We start from the raw sequence: 21,962 nt of genomic DNA, 5'->3' as shown, positions 1-21,962 counted from the left end.
GCAGGACCGCGGAAAACATAACGGGGGCGGGGCCGTTGCAGGGGGGGGCGGGGCCGGGATCAGGACAGGGTGGCGAGGCTCTGGGTGTGGTGGCGCTCCAGGAGGCCCTGGACCACCACGCGCATGTAGGCGCAGTAGCCGGGCGACATCACCTGGATCGAGCCGTTCTCCTCCTCCAGCGCTCCGGCGGAGCCGCCCGAGCAGGTGCCCTGCAGCTCGCAGCCCTGGCAGCCGGGGCCGTTGGTGTAGGCACGCATGCCGTAGTCCTGGTAGGCGGGAGAGGCGAAGATGCCGCGCCAGTCGTCGATGGTGCCCAGTTTGCGGGCGGTGGCCTTGCAGGCGAAGACGCTGCCGTTCGGTTCGATGGAGAGCTGACGGCCCACCGCGGGGCAGGTCTTGTAGTCGGCCTGTTCGGCCCACTTGGCGTCGTCGATGATCATCTGGAAGGTCTGGTACCAGTAGCCGCTGAGCTGGACGCCGCGCTCGCGCCCGTAGTCGACGGCGGCCAGCAGCCGCTGTGCCACGTCGTGCGGGCTGTGCTGCTGGAAGAACTCCCTGGCCTGGAAGGAGACGATGACGTCCAGGGTGTCGAGGCCTGCCTCGGCGACGAAGTCGATGAGCGGGGTGCCCCACTTGTCCCAGGTGTACTGGGAGAGCACGGAGGTGATGCTCACGGGGACGCCGGCGGCCTTCATGTCGAGGATCGCCTTGCGGACCACGGCCCAGGGGGTGCGCTGCTGCTGGCCGCCGCGGAACTCGCCGGTCTCCGGGACGAGATAGTCGATGGAGACGGTGGTGTCGACGCGGTGTTCGGCGAGGGCGGCGAGCAGTTCGTCGTCGATGCGGGAGCCGTTGCTGGTGAGGTCGTAGGAGAGCGTCACCCCGTCGTGGTGGTCGCCGAAGGTGCGCAGGACGTGCAGGATGGTGCCTCGGGCGAGCGTGGGTTCGCCGCCGAAGAACGACACCGTCAGATGGCCGCCACCGTTGGCCTTGCGCAGTGTGATGGCTTCCTTGATGGTCTTCTCGGCCACCTCCCGCGACATGTGCATCGAGGGGTTGCGGGCCTCGTCGGAGCCGTGGTTCCAGTCGCCCGTGGCGAGCGTCGGGCCGGAGTCCTGGCGGGCGGCGGGCCCGGTGTCCTCGCGCGAGCGGCGCAGTTCGACCAGGACCGGGCCCGGTTTCACCGACTCGCCGGAGGTGTTGCGCTCCTCGACGCCGCCGTCGAAGTTGTACGCGAAACAGCCCTGACAGGAGAAGTTGCAGGCGTTGGTGAGCACGAGCTGGATGGAGGAGTGGAACACACCGCTGCCGAGGGCGCTCTGCCGGCTCTCCAGCAGGGTGTCGATCTCCGTGGCCTCGTCGTGCCCCGCCTCCACGAGGAATCGGGCTTCCACGAGGTCGCGCAGGGAGTCCTCGTCGACCCGTTCCCGCAGTCGGTCCCAACTGATGCCCGGCGAGGCCTCTTTGAGGAGTTCCACGATATCGCGGTCGATCAACCGCGCATTTCCGTAGAGTGAATGAAAGGCCATGGTTCGCTCGTCGTCCCGGTAGGAATCGAGCCGACCTCCGAAAGACGTGAAATCCCGGTCGCCCGCGGCGCGCAGAGTGCGGACGTAACGCGAGGACTGGTACATGGAATTCTGCATGGCGGAGCCTTCTCCCTGCGTCTCACGACTTCCGAGGGGACGTGCGGTGTGCGGCACGGAGCCGTTGAAAGCGGTCCGTCCCGGTCCGCGGTACGGTCCGCGCGAGACCGGGGCCCGGCCGTGGACCGGGGCCCCGGAGGACGTCAGCCATCAGGCCGACGCACACTCTTTCCGCTGTTCATCGGGTGCGGAGACGGGCTCGGCCTCCTTGCGGACGGGAGTGATGGTCGGGGCGTTGCCCTTGTCCGGCGAGACGAACGCGCAGGGGCGGGACGACGCGGTGATCGCGGGGCGGACGACCTTCTTGACTTCGGCCATGCGGCCTCCTCGGTAGGTGCGACACACAACGCGTTCCAATGAAGCAGAAGAGAAGACCACCAATAAGTCGTCATCCGGCCATGGTTGGGGAATACCGCCTGTCACTCGGGCTCGTAGGAGGAATTGATCTCCCATTCCGTTACTCGCCGTATCCCGCATACGCCCCGCGCACACCGGTACACCCGCGCACGCCACGCACGCCGGTGGAGGACCGCGGAGGCGGCACCGATTTGCGGCCACACAGACGACCCCACTGTGGGCTCCATCGCCGTGCACGAGGCGGTCTTGCCCCCCGCGAAGCCTCACCCGCGAGGTAGCCCCAGAAGTCTCAGCCGCTCACAGCCGTAGACATACGTTCGGTGGCGCTGGCGTTGCGGTGCCTCTATGCGGCACCGGGCGGGACGGTCCCTCTTCCACTGCCACCAGCAACTCCACATGGACTACGGTTTCATGATCCTTCTGCACTGCACCTGACATCCCCTTCGACGCAGGATGCGTACACAATCCGCGCATCCAGCCCAGGTGTCGTCCCTGATCAGAGCCGTTGCGGCCGGGCGGATCGCCGCACGACAGCTGTCGTGGAGGTGCTGGTTCGACGACGACGTAGAGTGGCGCGAGGCTCCGTCGTTGGGGCATCGAAGGGGACGGGGGCTCTCGATGGGCATGAACAAGGCGGCCAGGACCGAGTGGTGGGAGAGTCTGCCGGCCGGGATCCGCGACGAGATCGACGGATACATCCTTCAGGACTCCCTCCTGCGCGCCGTGCGTGTCATCGTCGCGATCGGCCTGGTCCCCCACGGCATAGGGGTCGGCACCGCTCAGATGATCGCCAACGACCGCTACCTCCACTACGGGGACCGGGTTGCCCGCGAGCCGGAGAGTCCCCTCGACCTGGAGTCGCTGGCCTATCGGGCGGCCGGATGCGCCGGCCGCGTCGTGGCGATCGAGGCGATCTGGGACGGTGACACCGTCCACGACTGGTTTGTGCGGCTGCTGGCCATCACCGCTGACCCCGTGGGAGAGGCTCATATGGCCACCGTCTACCGGTCAACGGCCAGGCGGTATCTCGGCGATGACGAGGACTGCCACCCGCGCCACCCCGTCGCGGTAGCCGCCGAGCGGGCTGGCCGCGCCCTTGCTGCCCACCTCGCAGTCCCCTTCCACTTCGCCAGCCCGGACACCCCCGATGACGAGGCCCCGCGCTGGAAGCCCTGAGCGACGACGAGGGGCCGCTGTCATTCCCTCCCGTCAGCCGCTCTTGAGTCGTTCTTGCCGAGATGGGCGTTGTGGCGAGAGCCGCTGTTGAGCTGGGTCATCGGCTCCCGATGGGTGGCTCGCGCAGCTTCCAGATCCTCGTCGCGCTCGGTGGGCCGGTCCTTGAGGTCGGCGAATTGCTGTTCGAGTTGGGTGAGTTTCTGCTGGAGGGCGTCGATGTCGCCGGGTGCGCCCAGTCCGGAGGCGCGCCAGGCTTCCCGACCGAGGACCTCGGACAGTCGTCGTTCGAGCTGGGTGATGTGCCGGGCCGGCCGGGTGTTGCGTTCAGTCACCGGATTCCTCCGTCGACCAGGGAACCGACGCGGTCGGCGGAGGCGCGCAGCCGTTGCGGCGATGGGTGCAGGTAGATCCGTGTGTTGGTCACCGCCGCATGGCGAGCTGCTGGACCTCGTCGATGGCGGCACCGGCCTCGACCACGTTGGTGGCGAAGGCACGCCGCGGAGCGTGCGGGTGCACGACCCACTGCACCACCAGGAAGTCCGCCGGCACCGACCGGGAGCGGCGCGATTTCGCCCAGGCTCCGGTGCCGTTGTCGCGGCGGCCCACGTGCCGGTGAGAGCCGGCCAGCGAGCAGCCCAAATGCCGTGCCCCGACGACGAAATGGATGCCCTCGCGTCGCGGACCGACGGTCTCCCCGCGTCGCAGGCCGACGCGGGTCATGAGCAGGACGACCGGCCGGTCCCGGGCCGTCCGGCAGGCCCGTGGCAGGGCCAGCACCTCGGCATCGCCGGCACGGTCCACCGGCTCGTCCGGCACCGGGGCCCGGTGGCGGGCCTTGGCGTAGCAGCGAAGCCCATTCGATTCATCCCGAACTTCAGCGGGGAGGTCGCGATCATCAGCGACTTGGTACGGCATGTTCAGCACCGCGGTTGGGGCGTTTCCCGTCGCGACCCGGTGCTCAAGGAACTCCCGTACCCCGGCCAGGACCGTGCTCACTCGCCGCGGACCACACACGGGCGCATGGCCTGGCCCGGCGACCAGGGTGTCCTCGTCCAGCCGGGCGTGGCGCAGCCAGAACATGAACGAGCCGAGCCGACCTGCGGTCCGCCACCAGTCCTGATCGGTGCGAGCACCAGGTCAGGAACAGCTTCACCGCGCTCGCGCAGGCGGCGGCAGTCGACTCGGCCCGGTCGCGGCCCAACCGTACGTGCCGCAGGGTGACGCGACCGTGCACGACACCTCCTGGAACCCGAGGGAATTTCGCGCGATGGATCGGCCCTCAGAGCGCACATGCGCTGAGGGGAGCGGCCGAGGATCGTACAGGACGTGATCGGAGAGCGGCTGGGGTGTCCAGGGGCGCAGTCGGCCGGACGGTGGCGGGGCGGCGTCGACGTGTCGGTCCCGCACGTTGAGCGGTGCCGGCCCGGGTGAGGACCGATGCCCCGTCCGGGAACCCGTCTCACAGGTGGCGCAGCAGCCTTCGTGGCCCCGCAGTGAGTACTGCCGCGGGCATGTCGACACCCACAGCGGTTCACTCGCTCATCGCGGCAGCCTCACAAGACCTGCATTGGCATGGCCTTGACCAGTGCAGGAGGGCGGCCCCATGGTGAATCCATCCGGTCCGCGGCCCATCTGACATGACATCTGTCAATGCTGCTTTTCGCCAAGCGGACCTTACCAACCGCCTCAAACCGCACGGAGGCTTGATGCAACGACGCGAGATACCCTCCGCATCCCCGGTGATCCACCGCCACCAGCCGAAAGGCCCGGCGCGGCGGACGGCAGCGACCCTCACCGCGCTGCTCACGCTCGCCACCACCACCCTCACCATCGGCCTGGCCACCAGTGCCCAGGCCGCCCCCCTCTCGATCGCCCCGCGCGCATCCACCTCCGCGGGCACGACGGGGTTCGGCTGCGCCCATCCCTCGCAAGCCGGACAGGCCCGCTGTTTCGGCGTCCTGAAGGCCCACCGCACCGCCTCGGGCCGCATGTCACCGTTCACCACGGGATCCCCGACCACGGTGGGGTACGTGCCGTCCGATCTGCGTTCCGCCTACAAACTGGGCGGCACCTCGGGATCCGGTCGGACGGTGGCCATCGTCGACGCCATGGACGATCCGAACGCCGAGTCCGACCTGGCCGCCTACCGCAGTGCCTACGGTCTGCCGTCGTGCACCACCGCCAACGGCTGCTTCCGCAAGGTGAACCAGAGCGGCCAGGCGTCGCCGCTGCCCGCCGGTGACTACGGGTGGGCCGAGGAGATCAGCCTCGACCTCGACATGGTCTCGGCGACCTGCCCCGGCTGCCACATCCTCCTGGTCGAGGCGAAGTCGGCGAACGTCACGGATCTCATGACGGCCGAGGACACCGCCGCCACCACGGCGGGCGTCGTCTCGGTCTCCAACAGCTGGGGCGGGTCCGAGGACAACACCGTCACCTCCTTCGACTCGCACTTCCACCGCCCCGGCGTCGCGATCACAGCGAGCTCGGGTGACTCCGGTTACGGCGTCTCCTGGCCCGCCTCCTCCCCGTACGTCACCGCCGTGGGCGGCACCTCGCTGCGCAGGGCGTCCAACTCCCGCGGCTGGACCGAGACCGCCTGGACCGGCGCGGGCTCGGGCTGCTCGGCGTACGAGGCCAAGCCGTCCTGGCAGCACGACTCCGGATGCGCCAAGCGCGCCGTCGCCGATGTGTCCGCGGTCGCCGACCCCAGCACCGGGGTGGCGGTCTACGACACGTACAGCAGCTGCGGCGGCGCGTTGCTGTGCGACACCGAGCTTCAACTCGGACTCGCACAGGGCGCCGACGGATGGGTCGAAGTCGGCGGCACCAGCGTCGCGTCGCCGATCATCGCGAGCGTCTACGCACTGGCCGGAAACACCTCCCAGATCGTCAACGGCTCGTATCCGTACAGCCACACATCGGCGCTCAACGACGTCACGTCGGGCAGCAACGGCTCCTGCGGCGGCAGTTACCTGTGCACCGCCGGTCCGGGATACGACGGGCCGACCGGCCTCGGCACACCCAACGGCACGGGCGCCTTCTGACGACGACTCGCTCCAGCGGACAAGGGCCGGGCTCGCGTCGCACCACCGCGGCGTGGGCCCGGCTCTTGTCTCGTCCAGGCCATCCAGCCGCCCGAAGACCACACGCTGCACGCCATGCCTGGCCGGCCGGATGCGGACCGTGCTCAGCACGCTGGCGCCGAAACCGGTCTGCACCGGCTCCGCCTCGATGCCGTACTCACAGCCGATCGCCCGCACCGGTATCGCGGCGGCCTGGCGAACGGTCAGCTCCTCGGTACCGGTCGGATGCGGGACGGGGACGTACCTGACTGCTGTCGCGTCGGCCCCCGCGTCTGGGTTGACCGAGGACAACTCCGGCCAGGACCAGGACCAGTCCGCACAGTTGCTGAACGGTCACAGTCTCTCCGGCGACAGCTGTGCCGAGCAGGACGCCGGTGACGGGGTTGAGCAGTCCGATCAGGCCGACGGTGCCTGCCGGCAGGTGCCGAAGTCCTGTGAACCAGGCGGTGAAGGCCAGCGCGGTGGCGACCAGGGCGACGTAGCCGAACGCGAGGAGCGTCGATGTCGAGAGCGCGGGCGGAGGGCCTTCCACGGCGGCGGCGACCGGGAGCAGGAACAGACCTCCGGCGGTCAGCTGCCAGGCCGTCGAGGCGAGCACATCGGCACCGGCACTCCACCGTTTGGCCAGGATGTGCCCGAAAGACGACACCAGCATGGCGGCTGCCGACGCGAGGACCCCCGGCACGCTCACCCCTTCCGTCCCGGTGAGCAGCATGAGGCAGACCCCGGCGAGTCCGATCGCGGCGCAGGCCAGGTGGGCGGTCCGGGGCCGTTCGGACACCAGGGGCCAGGCTATGAGGATCATCGTCAGCGGGGACACCGCCATGACGGTCGCGGCGACGCTGGTCGGAAGCAGTTGGGAGGCGGCGTAGACGAGGACGAAGAACACGCTCATGTTGAGCAGCCCGAGCACCGCGGACCGCCACCACCACGCTCCGCGCGGCCGCCGTCTGCGCAGGGCAAGCAGGACCAGTCCGGCGGGCAGCGCCCGCAGGGCGGCCCCGTAGAGCGGGCGGTCGGCCGGCAGGAACTCGTGCGTGACGAAGTAGTTGGTTCCCCAGGCCACCGGCGCGACCGCGGTCAGTGCCACCCATCGCATATTAGCTTCCATGGAAGCTAATATAACTTCCCGGGAAGCTATCATGGGGTGCATGGAGCACGGTGAACCGATGGACCACGTGGCCCGTATCCAGGCGGACTGGCGCCGCGAGCGCCCCGACGTCGACACCACCCCGCAAGGAGTGATCGGACGACTGCACCGGCTGGCCGACCGGCTCACCGAGGAACTCCGCCTCGTCTACGGCCACTACGGCCTCAGCGAGGGAGAGTTCGACGTCCTGTGCGCGCTGCGTCGCGCCGGGGACCCCTACGAGCGGGCACCCGGTGAGCTCGCCGCGCACACCATGGTCACCACCGGCGCCATGACGAAGAGAATCGACCGCCTGGAGCGCGCCGGACTCGTCACGCGCCGCCGCTCCGACGATGACCAGCGCGGCCGGATCGTCGCCCTCACCAAACCCGGACGCGAACTGATCGACCGGGCGTTCACCGACCACATGCGCAACGAACGCCACCTGCTGGATCTACTGACGCCCACCGAAGCCGAGTCGCTGGAGACACTGCTCACCACCTGGCTCTCCCGCATGGAGCATCCGCGTCCGTCCCGCAGCGAGTGACCCGCCCCGGGGCTGCGACCAGCGCCTCGGCAGCTCGGGCGGACGTCCCCAGGAGCAACACAGGACCGCATGGTGGATGCGTGCGGGGTTGATCCGACCGACGACGGCGACTTGGGCGAGGCCTTGGGCGGCTTGGGCGAGTTCGCTGCGTGCGCCGTAGTTGATGCACGCGGTGAGAGTGAGCGTGTGCGTGCCGGGTGATCCAGACCCAGCCCGAAACCGATGGTGGTGGCAACGACCGGGGTCAGGGTGTCCACGGGCGGCAGCGGGCTCGGCCCGGCCACCACCTTCTCACCACGACACCGAGACCGTCCGCAGGCAGGACCCGTACCGCCGACCCCACCGAGCCGAGACCGAGCACCAGCACCAGCACCAGCACCAGCGCCGCGGACGCCGTGACGGCCTCGACCGCCCGCAGGTCCCCCACGTCCGCGGCCACCGACTCTTCCGTCATCGGCGTCTGACTGGTCACCGCCACCGCGACCCGACCCCGGGCCGCCTTGGCCGCAGCACGGTGAACCGCCTCGCGCAGCGCGGGAAGACGATCGAGCCGCGTGGCGGTGTCACCCCGTCAGCCCCACCAGCAGGTAGGCATGGTGCGGCACCGGTGATCAGCTGCGCTCCGCAGCGCTGCCGTTCGTGATCGCACGGAACAGCTCGCGAGCCCGGTCGCAGAACTGCTCGACCTCCGCGATGTCCGGCTCCACACCGTCGGCCAGCATCCGAGCCTGCAGTTGCTCGGAACGCAGCCCGCCGTACCGGGCCCGCACCTCCGCGGTCACCGGCTGGACCGCGATGTGCAGGTGCTTGCGCGCGTCGCGGCCGTGCGACCACATGCAGACGTAGGTCTGCTCGGGCCGGCACAACGACTCCACGACACGGGCGGTATCGCGGAGCAAGGGACCGAGCTCCGCCGCTGCCGCGTCGTCGAGCTCGGCGATGGCCACGACGTGCTCCCGCGGACCGACGATCAAGGTACCGAGATTCATCGAGCCGACGACGTGGGTCACCACCCAAGCAGCGGTCTCGTGCAAAACGCCCCCGGGCAAGTCCCGGCGCCCGGTCAGAAGGTCACACCCAAGACACCCCGTCACATCCACGTGTACCAGCCCATACAGAGCCCGCTGCAACGATGTCGAAGCCCAACTTGATTGGTGCGTCCGCGGGTTGGCCTGCGTACGTGATGAAGCTGTTGGCAGACGGACTCAGAGCCAAGATCACCCCCTGCCGCCAGGAGCCCCCGGCGCGCCGACGGCACAGGTGAGGGGGCGATGTGCTCACCTCCATGGACCGGGTCACCCGGCAAGGCCGCGTGAGGAGCTATTTCGCTTCGCACACGTGCGGCAGGGAACGCCCGAGCGCGATCGCGTGGAGCATGTCCAACCGCATCGTACGGTCGGTGTTGAGGTATGCGGCCAGCAGCCGACGTCCGCACTGAGGGCTGGTGCGGGGCGCCTCGGTGTCCGCGATGGCCTGAACGAGCTCGCTGCTGACCCGGTTGATCTCGACCCGAATCACTGACAGATCGGGGCTGCCGGTCGGCGCCTTCGAGGGATCCGTGTCCCAGATGCGGAACAGCCCGCGTTGGACGATCTTGCTCGCCTCGATCTGGTCCCGGAATACGGCTACCACCTCATCCGGGTCGGTGCCGAGTGCCCTGGCCCGGGCAGCCACGCCGTCGAGCACCTGCTGCTCGCGGGCGGGATCGTCGATGGGCTGCCCTGTGCGGTACTTGGCGGCGGCCACCTGGTCGGAAATGAGGAGCCGCTCGGCGGACAGCCGGGCCAGCGGGTCCAGGGACGGGCGGGCGGGGGATCCAGCGGCCGCCGCGGGGGCGACGACGACGGCCAGGGCGGCCGTCGTGATCGCGGCGATGATCGTCTGACGCATAACTCCTCCTCGGTCGAGCCGATCCTACGATCACCAGGACGTGCGATCGCACCGAAAAACTTCCCCAATTACCCTGCCTATAAGGTGGCTTGGGCATCCTGCGAAGCGCACGGCGGACCGCCACGTCGGCCAGCGCCGAAGCCGGACTCAGGCCCTGCCGCCTTCCCCCACCACATGCCCTCGGCCCGTGAGGGAAGAGCTGTGGCCTGGGGCCGATCGCGCAGCAGACCGGTGAGGTGGGCGGCGACGCCCGCTTGGGGCGGCCGACGTTGACTATGCAGCCTTTCCAGGCCATCGTCCGGTCGGGTCGAGGAGTCCTGTCACGAGCCCGCGGGCGTATGCGGCGTCGAGTCCGTCCGGGCGGAAGAGGATGCGGTACATCAGGGGGGAGACGACGCGGTCCATGACCGTCTCGACGCCGGGTGTCTCCTCCCCGCGTTCGGTCGCGCGGTTCAGGATGACATCGATCTGTTCGGCGGCGTAGGCGGAGCACTGGCCGGCGTTGCCGCCGTCCGGGTCGCCGAGCAGGGCGTCGCGGATGTAGGCGCGGCCGGAGGCGGAGGACATCTCGTCGAGGAACTGCTCGGCCCAGGCCGTCAGATCGGCGGGCAGCGCGCCGTGGTCCCTGGGCGCGGTGTCGGGTCGCAGGCGCTCGACCGCCACGTCCGACAACAGCTCCTGCAGATCTCCCCAGCGGCGGTAGATCGTCGAGGGGGTCACGCCCGCGCGTTGGGCGATCATCGGTACGGTCAGGGCATCGCGCCCCACCTCCGCGGCGAGTTCGCGTACGGCGGTGTGCACCGACGCCTGCACCCGGGCGCTGCGTCCGCCGGGGCGCACCATCTGCCTGCTCATGAAACCCACTTTAAAGCAAATTCATTGCGTCTAGCGTTCCGACGGCCTCCGCGTGACCCACTGGCCGCTGTTCGACGGCCCTTTCGCCGCGCGTGGTGTACCCCGTGCCCGCTCCATGCCCCTGGTGCCGCCACCGCGGGCACTTTCGGGGACGCCCGCGCAGGCTCCGGCGTCGAGCGCCGTCGGGCACCGGTCCTCCTGTGGCAGATGGCCGAGGCGGAGCCGGACGGCGCTTTCGACCCGGCCGGAACGATGGCGACCCGGCCGGAGTGATCCCGCCGGGCCCCGTCATTCGTTCACGCCGCGTGCGCGAGGTCACGAGCGGGCTGGGTCTGCTCGTAGGCGTGGCCGACCCTCAGGAGCACGCTCTCGCCCAGTGGCCGTCCGAGGAGTTGCATGCCGATCGGCAGACCCGCCGCGTCGTGGCCGACCGGCAGGGACAGGGACGGCACTCCGGTGATGTTGGCGGGGGACGACAGGCGCACGTAGGCGTCGGAGACGTCCTCGACGGTGCCGTCTGCCCAGGTGATCGTGGACCGGTCGGCCTCGACGGCGGTCGCGGGGACGGTGGGTGCGGCGATCACGTCGACCTCCTGCAGCATGCGGGCCCATTCCTGCCTCATGAGGGTGCGGGAGCGCTGGGCACGCAGGTAGTCACCGGCGGGCATCAGTTCGCCGGCCTCGAGCAGGATGCGGACGTCGTCCTGGTAGAGCTCGGGGACCGTGCGCAGGGTGCCCTGATGGTAGGCGGTGGCCTCAGGCACCATCAGGCCCCACTGGGTGGCCTGGATGTAGCGGGTCATGGGGGTCTCGACGTCGACGAGGCGTGCGCCGAGGGCCTGGAGCCGGTCGATGGCGCGTCGGACGGCGGCCTCGATCTCCGGGTCGATGTGGTCGAAGTAGTAGGTGCGCGGCACACCCACCCGCAGCCCCGTCAGGTCCGTGCCGGCGATCGGCCGGTAGTCCGCGACGGGTGTGGCCAGGGAGGCGGGGTCGCGCGGATCGTGTCCGGCCAGGGCGTTCAGGACCACGCCCGCGTCCTCGACGGTGCGGGTGATCGGGCCGACGTGGTCCAGCGACCAGGACAGGGACGTGACGCCGTGGCGGGGTACGAGGCCGTAGGTCGGCTTGAGGCCCACGACCCCGTTGAGCGCGGTGGGTACCCGGATCGATCCGCCCGTGTCGGTGCCCAGGGCGAAGGTCGCCATGCCCGAGGCGACGGCGACGGCTGATCCGCCGCTGGAACCGCCGGCGACCCTGGTCCGGTCCCAGGCGTTGTGGGTCTGCGGGGTCGTCAGTCCGTAGGCGAACTCGTGGGTGTGGGTCTTGCCGACCAGGACGGCTCCGGCCTCCCTCAGACGTGCGGCGACGGTGCTGTCGGCCGGCGCGTGATGGTCGGCGCGGACCCGGGAGCCGGCCGATGTCGCCGTACCGGCGACGTCGATCAGGTCCTTCAGGCCCATGGGGATGCCGTGCAGCGGACCGCGGTAGCGGCCGGCCGCGATGTCGTGCGCGGCTTCGCGCGCGGCCCGGCGGGCGTGCTCGGCGACGATGGTGACGTAGGCGTGAAGGTGTGGCTCCGCCTGGGCGACGCGCTGAAGGACGGAGTCCGTCAGTTCGACGGGGGACAGCCGCCGTTCCCGGATCTCGTCGGCGGCCGCGGTCAGGGACAGTTCATACGGCTGCATCGTACTTCTCCTCTCCCGCGCGGTAGGCGAGGGCGGGTGGGGTGTCCCCGAAGTCCAGCTCCCGCAGGACCGCGACGACGGCGTGGATGTGATGGGCGACGGCCGCGACTGATGCGTGGCGGTCGGCGGGCAGCGGGAGTCCGGCGAGGGCAGCCCAGCGGGCCGCTTCCGACGCGGTGAGTTCTGCGGCGGACATGGAAGTTCTCTCCTCGGGGCTGGAGCGGCACAGCGAACCCCAGCACCAAAAGCTAAAGGTTTGCGTTAGTCGACCGTAGGACCTACGATGACTTAAAGCAAATCCATTGCGTTTAGCGCGAAGGAGTTCCATGCCCACGGCCACACCCCTCTTCCCTCGCTACCAGGACGCCTGGGGCCTGTCCGCGCTCACCGTCACTGTGGTCTTCAGCGCCTGCTCCCTGACCCTGCTGCCGGCCCTGCTCACCACCGGAGCGCTCTCCGACCACCTGGGACGGCGCCCCGTCCTGGTGGGCGCCCTGCTGGTGGAGGGCGCCTCCATGGTGCTGCTGTCCTCGGCGGACGGAGCCGGTACGCCGATCGCCGCCCGCGTCCTGCAGGGAGCGGCCACCGGTACGGCCACCAGCGCCGCGGGCGCGGCCCTCCTCGACCTGGACGACCCCCGGCGTCCGGGCCGGTCCGCCCTGACGAACAGCATTGCTCCGGTGGCGGGCATGGCCGCCGGCGTCCTGACCTCCGCCCTCCTCGTCCGTTTCGCACCCGCCCCCAACCGTCACCGTGTACGCCGTGCCGGCGGTCCTCTTCGCGGTCCAGACGGCCGCGGTCACGTTCACCGCGGAGACGGCCCGCCCGCACGCCGGTGCCCTGCGGTCGCTGCGCCCCGGACTCGCCGCGCCTCCGGCGGCACGCCGTGCCCTGCTGCTGGCCGACACCGGTGTCGTCGCCGTCTGGGCCCTGGGCGGCTTCTGCTCCTCCCTCTGGCCGGCGCTCGTGCGCCTCGTGGCCCCCGGCGCCCCACAGGCGGCCGGCGGAATGGTCTTCTTCACGCTCACCGCCGCGGCGGCGCTCACGGTGTGGGCACTGCGGCGCACTGCGCCGCATGTCGCCGCCACCGGCGGGAGCCTGGCCGTCGTCCCCGCCACGGCCTCGACACTGAGCGGTCTGCACGACGCCGGCCTGCCCGCCGTCTACGGCGGCGCCGCCCTGGCCGGCATCGCCTTCGACGCCGTCTCCCGGCGCTGCGTATGACACTCAGGGCAGGGCAGGGCGGGCAGCCCACAGCGCACACAACGACCATCCGTGACGAGACCGAAGGAAACGACCGTTCATGAGCACTCCACCGGCCACCGGCCTGACCCCCGTCCCCTCCTGGACCGTGGGTGACGTCACCGTCCACCGCATCGACGAGGTCCCCCTCCCTCCCGCGACCGGAGCGTGGCTGCTGCCCGACGCGACCCCGGACCTCGTCACCGGGCAGGACTGGCTGCACCCCCACTTCGCCGACGACTCCGGCATCCTGCACCTGGACAGCCACGGCTTCGCCTTCACCCTCGACGGACTGCGCGTCCTGGTGGACACCGGCATCGGCAACGGCAAGCAGCGCGCCAACCCCGCCTGGCACGACCTCGACACCGACTTCCTCCAGCGCCTCACCACCGCCGGATACCACCCGGACGAGGTCGACCTGGTCATCCTCACCCACCTGCACGCCGACCATGTCGGCTGGAACACACAGCAGGTGGACGGCGAATGGGTACCCACCTTCCCCCGGGCCCGCTATGTCACCTCCCGCACCGAGCGGGAGTTCTGGGCCGGGTACGACATGGAGGAGGCACGCGAGCAGATGTTCCGGGACTCCGTGCTCCCGGTGGAAGAGGCAGGGCTCCTCGACCTCCTCGACGTCCCCGCCGCAGGTATCGACCTCGTCCCGGGCCTGCGCCTGCTCCCCACCCCCGGCCACACTCCGGGCCACATCGCCGTCGAACTGACCAGCGGCGGCCGCAGGGCTCTGATCACCGGCGACTGCATCCACCACCCCGTCCAACTCGCCCACCCCGCCATCGGCGCATGCGTCGACATCGACCCGCACCAGTCCGAGACCTCGCGCCGCGCACTGCTCGCCTCACTCGCCGACACGGACACCCTCGTCCTGGGCACCCACTTCGCACCCCCGACAGCGGGCCACGTGGTCTCGCACGGGCCCGCCTACCAGCTCTCGCCCGTCCCAGCCGACTCGAACTGAACCAACCACGCTCGTGATGGCCGACATCACGGCGACCACGAACGGACCCAGACCGCCGAGGACGGGGGTCGCAGCTTCCGGGGACTCGGCCCGGCTGCGCAGTAGCTCCGGCGTGAGAACGACGGCGGAGACGCGCTCACTGGCCGCTTACGGTCACATGGAACAACAGCAGCGAGGCACCATCGTCTTCGTCACCAGCACAGTGGCCGACGGCCCACCCGCCTGCGAGGCGGGCCCGATGGGCGTACGCGTCAACGTGGTCGCTCCGGGCTTCGTGCGCACCGAAGCCGGCGCCCACATGCCACAGGCGCTGCAGCGGCAACTCGCAGACCGCGCACCTCTGCGGCGCGTCGCCGAAGCGGACGACGTGGCGAGGGCCATCGCGATGCCGGTCAGCGACGACGCCCAGTTCGTGACCGGGACCGTGCTGCCCGTCGACGGAGGAGCCGCCGAGTCCCGCATGTGAGCCCGACGTTCTCCGTGGAGAGCCCCTGACTGCGTGTTCCCAGCGTATGAGGAGGGTCTCCGAGCTCCTCACGGAGGACCTTCCGGAGCGAGGCCGGGGCGCGGGGTGGTGCGGTACGCGCCGCGGTGGGAACGGTTCCGGCGCGACGGCTGCGGCGAGCGTCACCGCCGGGATGCAGGAGCCTTCCGAGATCTCGGCGAGGAAAGCTGCGGCGCGGGGCGGACCGCCCCCGCGTACTCGGGCTCCCACCGGGGGTCCTGGAAGACACCGTCAAGGCGTGCGACTCGGGTACCGGTGCGTTCCGCGTGGATCATCGCCTGGCCGCCTGCGTAGATCCCGGTGTGATGCAGGGGGGCATCCGGGCGGGAGAAGAACAGCAGGTCTCCCGGGCGTAGTTCGCCACGATCCACAGGCCGGTTGGTCCGGTACTGGGCAGACGCGTAGTGGGGCAGGTCCACGGTGCCGCCGCTGGCGGTGTACCACGCGTACAGGGTCAGGCCGCTGCAGTCGAAGCCAACGGTCGAGTCCCCCATGCAGACCCCGTTCAGGTAACCGTTGCCGTCGTCACAGAAACCGGGGCCCGGACCGATACGGTCACCGCCTCCCCAGGCGTACGGAATACCGATCTGCTCCTCGGCAACCTCAACCACTCGCAGCCCGACTGCCTGGGCCCGCTCGGCCTCCTCAGCCGCCCGAGCCCGGCCGAGCCCAGTTCCCAGGCCCAAGCCCGCCGTAAGTACCAGCGATCGCATCAAAACCCTCCGCCGCGCGAGCAGCGGGGACGAGAATCCGGAGTCGTCCAATGTTCACCCCTCCTGTTTCAAGTGGTCTTTGCCATGGCCGTACAACGCCCTTGATGCCGGGGGTGCGTGGGGCGCACGGTGCCGCCGGAGGCCGACACCGTGTCAGGCCGCGCACGTCAGCTGGGAGCACGGAGAGGAGCAGTGCGTCACCAGCCGGCCCTGAGCAGGATCCCGGACGCCCTGCGGAAGCCCTGGCCTTCCCATGGGGTGCCGGGCATCGCCCAGAGCCACTCGCGGGCGGCGTCCCGTGCTACTCGTCAGGCCTGCCGAACCACCGGTACCGGCACCGCTGCCGTGCGGTGTCGGAGCGGGCGGAGTGTCCGCGCGCACACCGTGACGGGATGGACCACCCGCCTGTAACTCGGGGGCTGCAGGCGGGCCGTGGCCAAGTCGAGCTGAAGGCCTGCGCCTTGTGCACCAACTCCGACACCGGAGGAGGCGGCGGACGGAGAAGTTGATCGTCTGTCCCTCGATGCCCTCGCCGTCCGCGTCCGGGACACGGACCAGGACCGTGTCCCCGATCAGCCGTCCGAGGTGGCCGGTCGCATCACTCGCTCTGAGCCTGGTGGCTGTTGCTCCTTCGGCATCTGAACTGCTCCTCATTCTCCACCCGTGTCGCGTGGTTCTCCTGCCAGAGTGGCTTGGGCCATACACACCTGCGATACGCAATAGTCCATTCGCATGACACGGTGAGCCGGACAGGGCCGCTGCACAGGGATGACGCGCCCCGCAGGAGAAACTGCGGCTCACCAGTCGGCGTGCGTCGTGATCCATGAGACCAGGGCGTCCTCGTCGCCGACGGACGGCAGGTCGGGTCCGCTGCCGAGCGGGCTGCAGGACAGACGCAGGTGGGTGAGATAGCCGTAGGGGCCGTTGTCCACCGCTGGGCCGAGGATCAGGGCCTGTGTGGCGGTGCGCCAGATGCGGTGGGTCAACGTCGGACCGGCGGCCACCGCCGCGGACACGAACGTCCGCTCCGGGGCCGTGCCCAGGTGCTCGGTCACCGCCCGTGCCGCCTGGGCGAGCACCGCCTCGCAATCCTGGTCGGTGGACGGCCTCCGGCACGTCCAACCGGGCAGTTTCTGCCAGCCCTCGACATAGCCGTTGAGCCACTCCTCGTTCCGCATGTCCTCGTCGTGGGGGTCGACGGGGTAGATCTCGCCGAAGACGAGGAAGGACCGTGCGTCCGGCTCTCCGAACGGGCTGGCGTACTCGCTGCACAGCACATGCCCGTGCCCGGTGCGGAAGGATTCGCAGACCATGTTTTCCCATTCCCACCCGCGCCGCCGCAGTTCCTCCTCGACGGCGTCGAAGTCGTCGGGTACGGGGGAATCGTCCGGGAGCGCGAGGAGTTCCGCGACGGCCTCAGTGGTCAACGGGCGCTGGACGAGGGCATGTACGGGTGTCGGCATGCGGACCATAGTAGAAGTCGGCATGTCGCGGGCGGCGAGCAGTGGGAGGCGGTCGCCTCGCCGCGAGCGCTTGGAGGAGGTGCCGCGCGAGTACGGGCCATGAAGCGCGCCCGCCGAACACGGCCGATGCGTCCTGGCCGGCCAGCCCGAACACCTCATGCTGTGCGAGTTGAGGCCGCCCTTGGGCCATCGCGGCCATCCCGGGCCGACGAGCCGCAGCACGTCGGCCAGCAGGCACTGGTCCTGGCGCTGTTGCTCCTCAGAACGGCCGGCGCTGACAACCAGCCGCCGCATCGGCCGGGTGATCGGACTCACAGACTCCTCCCCTGGTTCAGGGCCCACAGCGCGAGCGTGCGGCGGATCAGCACGGCCGGCTCGGGTGCGTGCGAGGCGGCGACACGTGACACGAGTGGGTCGAGCGCGCGTGCACGGCGCGTCGACGGGGCCTCACCGCGGACGGCGGCGCCTGGTCAGCCTTCGTCGAGCATGCGCTGAACGACGGTGCGTGGAATCCGCACGGGTTGCCGACCATTACGCCGGGATCCGCGCCCACCTCGACCACTCCCCACAGCCGTGCAAACCGCGCGTTGACGAGCCAGGCCGGGGACTGTCACAGACGGCCCCTCTGGCTCACCGGAGTGGGCCCGGGGTTCTTACCGAGGCCCCCTATGGTGCGCTGCCATGACTCGCACACGGCTCTACCGCAACGGCTCCCTGATCCTGGAGGACTTTCCGACCGCTGACATCTCGGAATACGTGAACGATCCGGACGTGGCAGTCTGGCTCGACCTGTGCGATCCGTGCTCCGCCGACTTCGCGATGATCAGCGAGGAGTTCGGTCTGCATGAGCTTGCGGTGGAGGACGCGCGTCAAGAACACCAGCGGCCCAAGCTGGACCGATACCGCACCCATGCCTTCCTCAGCGCCTACGCCATCAGCACGGACAAGACCAACGGGCAGCTCACCGCAAGCGAATTGTCCGTATTCATAACGCCTACAGCATTGATTACCATTCGCCCCGATCACCGGTTCGACATCGAGAAGGTCGTCGAACGCTGGGACAACAACAGCGATCTCGCCAAGTACGGAGTGGGATTCCTGCTGCACGGACTGCTCGACCACATCGTCGACGGACACTTCGCCGCGGTGCAGGAACTCGACGACCGTATCGAAGCAGTGGAGGATCTGCTCTTCGACGAGGGGCGCGAGCAGATGGACTCCGTCCAGAGGGATTCCTATGCGCTGCGCAAGAACCTGACCAGGCTGCGCCGCGTGGTGTTGCCGATGCGGGAGGTCGTCAACAGCCTTCTCCGGCGCGACCTGCACGTCGTCGCCGAGCCCTTGCTCCCCTATTACCAGGACGTGTACGACCACGTTCTTCGGGCCACCGAGTGGACCGAGTCACTGCGGGACATGATCACGTCCATCATGGAGACAAACCTCACCGTTCAGGGCAATCGCATGAACCTGATCATGAAGAAGGTCACCAGCTGGGCATCGATCGTGGCCGTACCCACGGCCGTCACCGGTTTCTACGGACAGAATGTCCCCTATCCGGGTGTCAACACCCATGTCGGCTTCCTCACTTCCACCGCCGTCATGGTCGTCGCATCCGCGTTGCTCTACTGGGTCTTCAAGCGTAAGGACTGGATATGACCCCTTGAGGCATCGACGGAATACGCTGGGGAGGTCCTGCACAAGCCAGACGGAGATCATTTCTGCATCGGTGGCGAGGCAGCGGCAGCGTTGCCCCACCCTCCGGGACGCGCCACCGTGACGTTCGGACCGGCGGTCGGAATCGGCGGCCGGTGTCGGCCGGCTCGGCCGGATGGGTGGCACCCAGGACCGGGCAAGACACCTTCGGAACGACCACCGCTCCAGGAGCGGAATGGGATCAGTGATCGACGGTGTTCGGTCGTGCCTGGTGGCGCCGCACTGCTGCCAGGGTTCGCCGGCAGTATCCGAAGAAAACCGATGGGCCACCCGACCTGTCTCAGGCATCATCGGCTCGTGGACACCTACCTTGAGACCGAGCGCCTGGCCCTGCGCCGCTTCACCGCCGATGACGCGGACCTGCTCATCGAGTTGGACAGCGACCCGGCGGTGATGCGCTACCTGACCGGTGGAAATCCGACCGCGCCGGAGCTCGTCCGCGAGCGCTATCTGCCGAACATCCTCGCCGGATACGAGAAGTGGGACGGCGACCTCGGACTGTTCGCCGCGCACGAGAAGGACGGCGGCGAATTCATCGGCTGGTTCATCCTGCGTCCCGAGCCGGAGGGGCCGCTGGACGAAGTCGAACTCGGCTACCGGCTGCGGCAGGCGGCCTGGGGCAAGGGTTATGCCACCGAAGGCTCACGGGCCTTGCTGGGCAAGGCGTTCACGGAGCTTGGTGTGCGCACGGTCTGGGCCGAGACGATGTCCGTGAACCACGGTTCGCGCAACATCATGGAGAAGCTCCACATGACGCTCGCGGACACCATCCCCACTCCCCCCGACATGGAGATGGTCGAGGGCTCGGAGTTCGGAGGCGTACGGTACGAGATCACCAAGGAGCAGTGGGCGCAGCGGTAGCCACGGCGCGAACGGCCGTTCTGCACCCACGCCCACCCGAACGGGCAGGTGGACGGCAGGATTCGTACCAGGCGGAACCCGGGCCCCGCGGACTGCACGTGGTGGGCTGATCACGATCCGCCAGGCTGGTGAGGGCGGGCGGCGGCCCCTGATACTGCTGATCACGCCCGGTGAGTGGGGCCACGCGCCAGCCCTGGGCCCCCGCCGCGTGCTTGCCAGGGAGGCGGGCATCTGCGCACCTGGCCGGACCATCTGAGTGGCGACAAGGAGGTCGAGCCCACCAGCTTTCGCCCTGTGCCCAAAGGAACGAGGGCGAGCAGACGATCACTCGGCTCGAGAGCTTTCCCGGCCGTGGCATCCCGCTGTGACACGCGGGCGGGCCTATGTCTTTCACGGCACCGTGACTGCAGCCGCGGTCCGGCCCCGCATTCGGACGTGACGAGCCGGACACTCCTCAGCGCGCTGTCGGCAGGCCGAGGTCGGCGGCGTTCATGAAGTCGAGCATCTTCCGGTTGGTCAGCTCCGCGTGGTCGATCTGCGGGCCGTGGCCGGTCCGGGAGATGATCTCGGCCCTCGCGCCGGGAATGAGCCGGGGCACGCGTTCGACCTGCCGGTCGGGGTGGACCAGGAGGCTGCGCCTGCCGAGCACCAGGTACAACGGCTTGCGGATGGACCCTAGTTCGGCCTCGGTGAGAGGCTGCGGCACCGGTCGGCGGATGCGGTAGGCGCGGACTCCGGTGCGGATCATGGTGCGCAGTTCCGGCACGACGAGGACGGGTTGTTCCAGCCAGGACGCGAGACGCCGCCGCAGCGCCTTGGGGGCGAAGGTGGCGAACAGGCTGGCGAAAATCCACACGAAGAAGCGCAGTCCCACCTTCTCCAGGCCTCCGGGGTCGAGCAGCGTGACCGAGGCGAGGCGGTCCGGCGCCCGGTACGCCTGGTTCAGAACGAGCCAGCCGCCGTACGACGAACCGAGGAGGTGCACGTGGTCGAGCTCAAGGCCGTCGAGAGTCTCGTCCAGCCACTGCGCGGCGCGCTCGGGCTCGTGGATGGGCGCGCGCTGCACGCTGCGGCCCGGGTCGCCCGGGGTGTCGATGGCATAGACGGGCCGTTCGGCGCTGAGGTCGGGAGTGTTCGGATACCACATGGCGGAGCAGGAGCCCGCTCCGTGGACGAGGACGAGGGGGGTGCGCTCGCGGGCGGCCGGGTCCTCGGGGTCGTAGCGGTAGACATGCGTGGTACCGAAGGAGGTCTCCACGTCCCGCTCCGCGGACGCGGGCACCCCCAGCGCGTAGACCGCGTCGCAGGCCGCGAAGTAGCGATCGCGCCAGGCGTCGCTGACGAAGCGGCCGACATCGGGCTGGGAACGGGCTGTTGTGGACTCGGGCACGGCCACCTCCTGGGCAGTCGGTCTTTATGATACGAACGTACCACAAACGTGGTACGGCTGTATCATCAAAAATCGGAGACATGATCCGAAGAGCGGAGAGTCGAACCATGCCCAAGCGCGTGGATCACGCAGAGCGGCGCACCGAGATCGCGCAGGCCCTCGTCCGGGCCGCCGGACGGCTCGGACTGCATGCGGTGGGGATGCGCGACGTTGCGGCCGAGGCGGGCGTATCGCTACGGGTGGTGCAGTACTACTTCGAGTCCAAGGAGAAACTGCTCCTCTTCGGACTGCAGTACCTGGCCGGCAGATTCGGGGAACGGGTGGCCAACCGGGTCCGCGCCGCCGGTGACAACCCCGGGCCACGGGCGGTGATCGAGGCACTGCTGACGGCAGCCCTGCCGGTCGACGAGGAGAGTCGCCTCTTCCATCACCTCTACACCTCGTACGCCGTCCTGTCGGTCACCGACGAGGCCCTCGCGGCCCAGCCCTTCATCAAGGATCCCGACACCGCCGAAATCACCCTCACCGGACTGCTGCAGCAGGCGAACGACGCCGGACTCCTCGAAGCCGGCACGGACACCCGCACCGAAGCGGTCGGCTTGCTGGCCATGTCGGCAGGGCTCGGCACCAGCGTCCTGGTGGGCCAGCGTGACGCCGAATCCGCCATGGCCGTCCTCCGCTACCACCTGGACCGCATCTTCCGGTCCTGACGCACGGACGCCGAC

General features: G+C 69.5%; 23 protein-coding genes and 1 pseudogene. 10 read left to right on the top strand and 14 right to left on the bottom strand.

All coding sequences use genetic code 11. The features are described from left to right. Window positions 1-59: 59 nt before the first annotated feature. The gene (locus BIV23_RS26835; RefSeq protein ID WP_245790653.1) at window positions 60-1,496 is read right to left on the bottom strand and encodes a radical SAM/SPASM domain-containing protein; all 1,437 of its coding nucleotides are present in this window, start codon (window positions 1,494-1,496) and stop codon (window positions 60-62) included. Between the two features lie 300 nt (window positions 1,497-1,796). Beyond that, window positions 1,797-1,964, bottom strand: coding sequence for a hypothetical protein (locus BIV23_RS50530; protein WP_177240042.1), 168 nt, complete (start codon window positions 1,962-1,964; stop codon window positions 1,797-1,799). Between the two features lie 657 nt (window positions 1,965-2,621). Here BIV23_RS50530 and BIV23_RS26830 point away from each other — a divergent pair. Continuing rightward, window positions 2,622-3,179: a hypothetical protein gene (locus BIV23_RS26830; RefSeq protein WP_245790652.1), complete on the top strand. Its 558-nt coding sequence runs from the start codon at window positions 2,622-2,624 to the stop codon at window positions 3,177-3,179. Window positions 3,180-3,199: 20 nt separating this feature from the next. Here the strand turns inward: BIV23_RS26830 and BIV23_RS26825 are convergent, their stop codons facing one another. After that, window positions 3,200-3,511: a hypothetical protein gene (locus BIV23_RS26825; RefSeq protein ID WP_071383537.1), complete on the bottom strand. Its 312-nt coding sequence runs from the start codon at window positions 3,509-3,511 to the stop codon at window positions 3,200-3,202. Window positions 3,512-3,599: 88 nt separating this feature from the next. Beyond that, window positions 3,600-3,995, bottom strand: a complete 396-nt coding sequence (locus tag BIV23_RS51160; protein WP_218161880.1) for a site-specific integrase — start codon at window positions 3,993-3,995, stop codon at window positions 3,600-3,602. Window positions 3,996-4,885: 890 nt separating this feature from the next. Here BIV23_RS51160 and BIV23_RS26815 point away from each other — a divergent pair. Next, window positions 4,886-6,226, top strand: coding sequence for a S53 family peptidase (locus BIV23_RS26815; protein WP_425443530.1), 1,341 nt, complete (start codon window positions 4,886-4,888; stop codon window positions 6,224-6,226). Window positions 6,227-6,422: 196 nt separating this feature from the next. On the opposite strand, the gene BIV23_RS26810 is transcribed toward BIV23_RS26815, so the two are convergent. Then, window positions 6,423-7,364 carry an EamA family transporter gene (locus BIV23_RS26810; protein ID WP_071383535.1) on the bottom strand — a complete coding sequence of 314 codons (942 nt, stop codon included), beginning with the start codon at window positions 7,362-7,364 and terminating at the stop codon, window positions 6,423-6,425. A gap of 52 nt (window positions 7,365-7,416) precedes the next feature. Between BIV23_RS26810 and BIV23_RS26805 the strand changes: the two genes are divergently transcribed. After that, window positions 7,417-7,941, top strand: coding sequence for a MarR family winged helix-turn-helix transcriptional regulator (locus BIV23_RS26805; protein WP_071383534.1), 525 nt, complete (start codon window positions 7,417-7,419; stop codon window positions 7,939-7,941). A 244-nt stretch (window positions 7,942-8,185) separates the two neighbouring features. Here the strand turns inward: BIV23_RS26805 and BIV23_RS26800 are convergent, their stop codons facing one another. The 6 genes from BIV23_RS26800 to BIV23_RS26775 form a co-directional block, all read right to left on the bottom strand. Beyond that, a complete protein-coding gene (locus tag BIV23_RS26800; protein ID WP_143079120.1) occupies window positions 8,186-8,395 on the bottom strand; it encodes a hypothetical protein in 210 nt (69 codons plus the stop codon). 157 nt (window positions 8,396-8,552) lie between these two features. Beyond that, window positions 8,553-8,951, bottom strand: a complete 399-nt coding sequence (locus BIV23_RS26795) for a hypothetical protein (protein ID WP_245790651.1) — start codon at window positions 8,949-8,951, stop codon at window positions 8,553-8,555. Window positions 8,952-9,261: 310 nt separating this feature from the next. Beyond that, window positions 9,262-9,831, bottom strand: a complete 570-nt coding sequence (locus tag BIV23_RS26790; RefSeq protein ID WP_071383532.1) for a chorismate mutase — start codon at window positions 9,829-9,831, stop codon at window positions 9,262-9,264. Window positions 9,832-10,104: 273 nt separating this feature from the next. After that, on the bottom strand, window positions 10,105-10,686 hold the full coding sequence (locus BIV23_RS26785) for a TetR/AcrR family transcriptional regulator (protein ID WP_177240041.1): 582 nt from the start codon (window positions 10,684-10,686) through the stop codon (window positions 10,105-10,107). Window positions 10,687-10,982: 296 nt separating this feature from the next. Further along, window positions 10,983-12,374 (bottom strand): amidase, encoded by a 1,392-nt coding sequence (locus tag BIV23_RS26780; RefSeq protein WP_071383531.1) that lies wholly within the window; start codon window positions 12,372-12,374, stop codon window positions 10,983-10,985. Next, window positions 12,361-12,570, bottom strand: coding sequence for a hypothetical protein (locus BIV23_RS26775; protein ID WP_071383530.1), 210 nt, complete (start codon window positions 12,568-12,570; stop codon window positions 12,361-12,363). The genes BIV23_RS26780 and BIV23_RS26775 overlap by 14 nt, the downstream gene beginning before the upstream one ends. A 130-nt stretch (window positions 12,571-12,700) precedes the next feature. On the opposite strand from BIV23_RS26775, the pseudogene BIV23_RS52200 reads away from it, so the two are divergent. From BIV23_RS52200 to BIV23_RS26760, 4 genes and pseudogenes are all read left to right on the top strand, one after another. Then, window positions 12,701-13,039, top strand: a pseudogene (locus BIV23_RS52200) (MFS transporter); the annotation flags it as partial. A gap of 97 nt (window positions 13,040-13,136) precedes the next feature. Continuing rightward, on the top strand, window positions 13,137-13,598 hold the full coding sequence (locus BIV23_RS52195) for a hypothetical protein (RefSeq protein ID WP_245790655.1): 462 nt from the start codon (window positions 13,137-13,139) through the stop codon (window positions 13,596-13,598). A gap of 79 nt (window positions 13,599-13,677) precedes the next feature. After that, a complete protein-coding gene (locus BIV23_RS26765) occupies window positions 13,678-14,592 on the top strand; it encodes an MBL fold metallo-hydrolase (protein ID WP_071383529.1) in 915 nt (304 codons plus the stop codon). A gap of 157 nt (window positions 14,593-14,749) precedes the next feature. Then, on the top strand, window positions 14,750-15,058 hold the full coding sequence (locus BIV23_RS26760; RefSeq protein WP_071383528.1) for an SDR family oxidoreductase: 309 nt from the start codon (window positions 14,750-14,752) through the stop codon (window positions 15,056-15,058). Window positions 15,059-15,219: 161 nt separating this feature from the next. Here the strand turns inward: BIV23_RS26760 and BIV23_RS26755 are convergent, their stop codons facing one another. Both BIV23_RS26755 and BIV23_RS52190 read right to left on the bottom strand, forming a co-directional pair. Then, the gene (locus tag BIV23_RS26755; RefSeq protein WP_071383527.1) at window positions 15,220-15,861 is read right to left on the bottom strand and encodes a C40 family peptidase; all 642 of its coding nucleotides are present in this window, start codon (window positions 15,859-15,861) and stop codon (window positions 15,220-15,222) included. 746 nt (window positions 15,862-16,607) lie between these two features. After that, window positions 16,608-17,273, bottom strand: a complete 666-nt coding sequence (locus BIV23_RS52190) for a hypothetical protein (protein ID WP_245790650.1) — start codon at window positions 17,271-17,273, stop codon at window positions 16,608-16,610. Between the two features lie 681 nt (window positions 17,274-17,954). Between BIV23_RS52190 and BIV23_RS26745 the strand changes: the two genes are divergently transcribed. Continuing rightward, entirely contained in the window at window positions 17,955-18,929 is a 975-nt protein-coding gene (locus tag BIV23_RS26745) for a magnesium transporter CorA family protein (RefSeq protein WP_071383526.1), read from the top strand. A gap of 354 nt (window positions 18,930-19,283) precedes the next feature. Continuing rightward, the gene (locus BIV23_RS26740; protein WP_071383542.1) at window positions 19,284-19,847 is read left to right on the top strand and encodes a GNAT family N-acetyltransferase; all 564 of its coding nucleotides are present in this window, start codon (window positions 19,284-19,286) and stop codon (window positions 19,845-19,847) included. Between the two features lie 454 nt (window positions 19,848-20,301). Here the strand turns inward: BIV23_RS26740 and BIV23_RS26735 are convergent, their stop codons facing one another. Further along, on the bottom strand, window positions 20,302-21,237 hold the full coding sequence (locus BIV23_RS26735; RefSeq protein WP_079173387.1) for an alpha/beta fold hydrolase: 936 nt from the start codon (window positions 21,235-21,237) through the stop codon (window positions 20,302-20,304). Window positions 21,238-21,344: 107 nt separating this feature from the next. On the opposite strand from BIV23_RS26735, the gene BIV23_RS26730 reads away from it, so the two are divergent. Beyond that, the gene (locus BIV23_RS26730) at window positions 21,345-21,947 is read left to right on the top strand and encodes a TetR/AcrR family transcriptional regulator (protein WP_071383524.1); all 603 of its coding nucleotides are present in this window, start codon (window positions 21,345-21,347) and stop codon (window positions 21,945-21,947) included. The last annotated feature ends 15 nt before the right edge of the window (window positions 21,948-21,962 follow it).

The sequence above is a fragment of the Streptomyces monashensis genome (assembly GCF_001866665.1).
Classification (GTDB): Bacteria; Actinomycetota; Actinomycetes; order Streptomycetales; family Streptomycetaceae; genus Streptomyces; species Streptomyces monashensis.
Note: the sequence above shows the minus strand (reverse complement) of the source record. Positions and strands in the feature narration are given on the sequence as shown.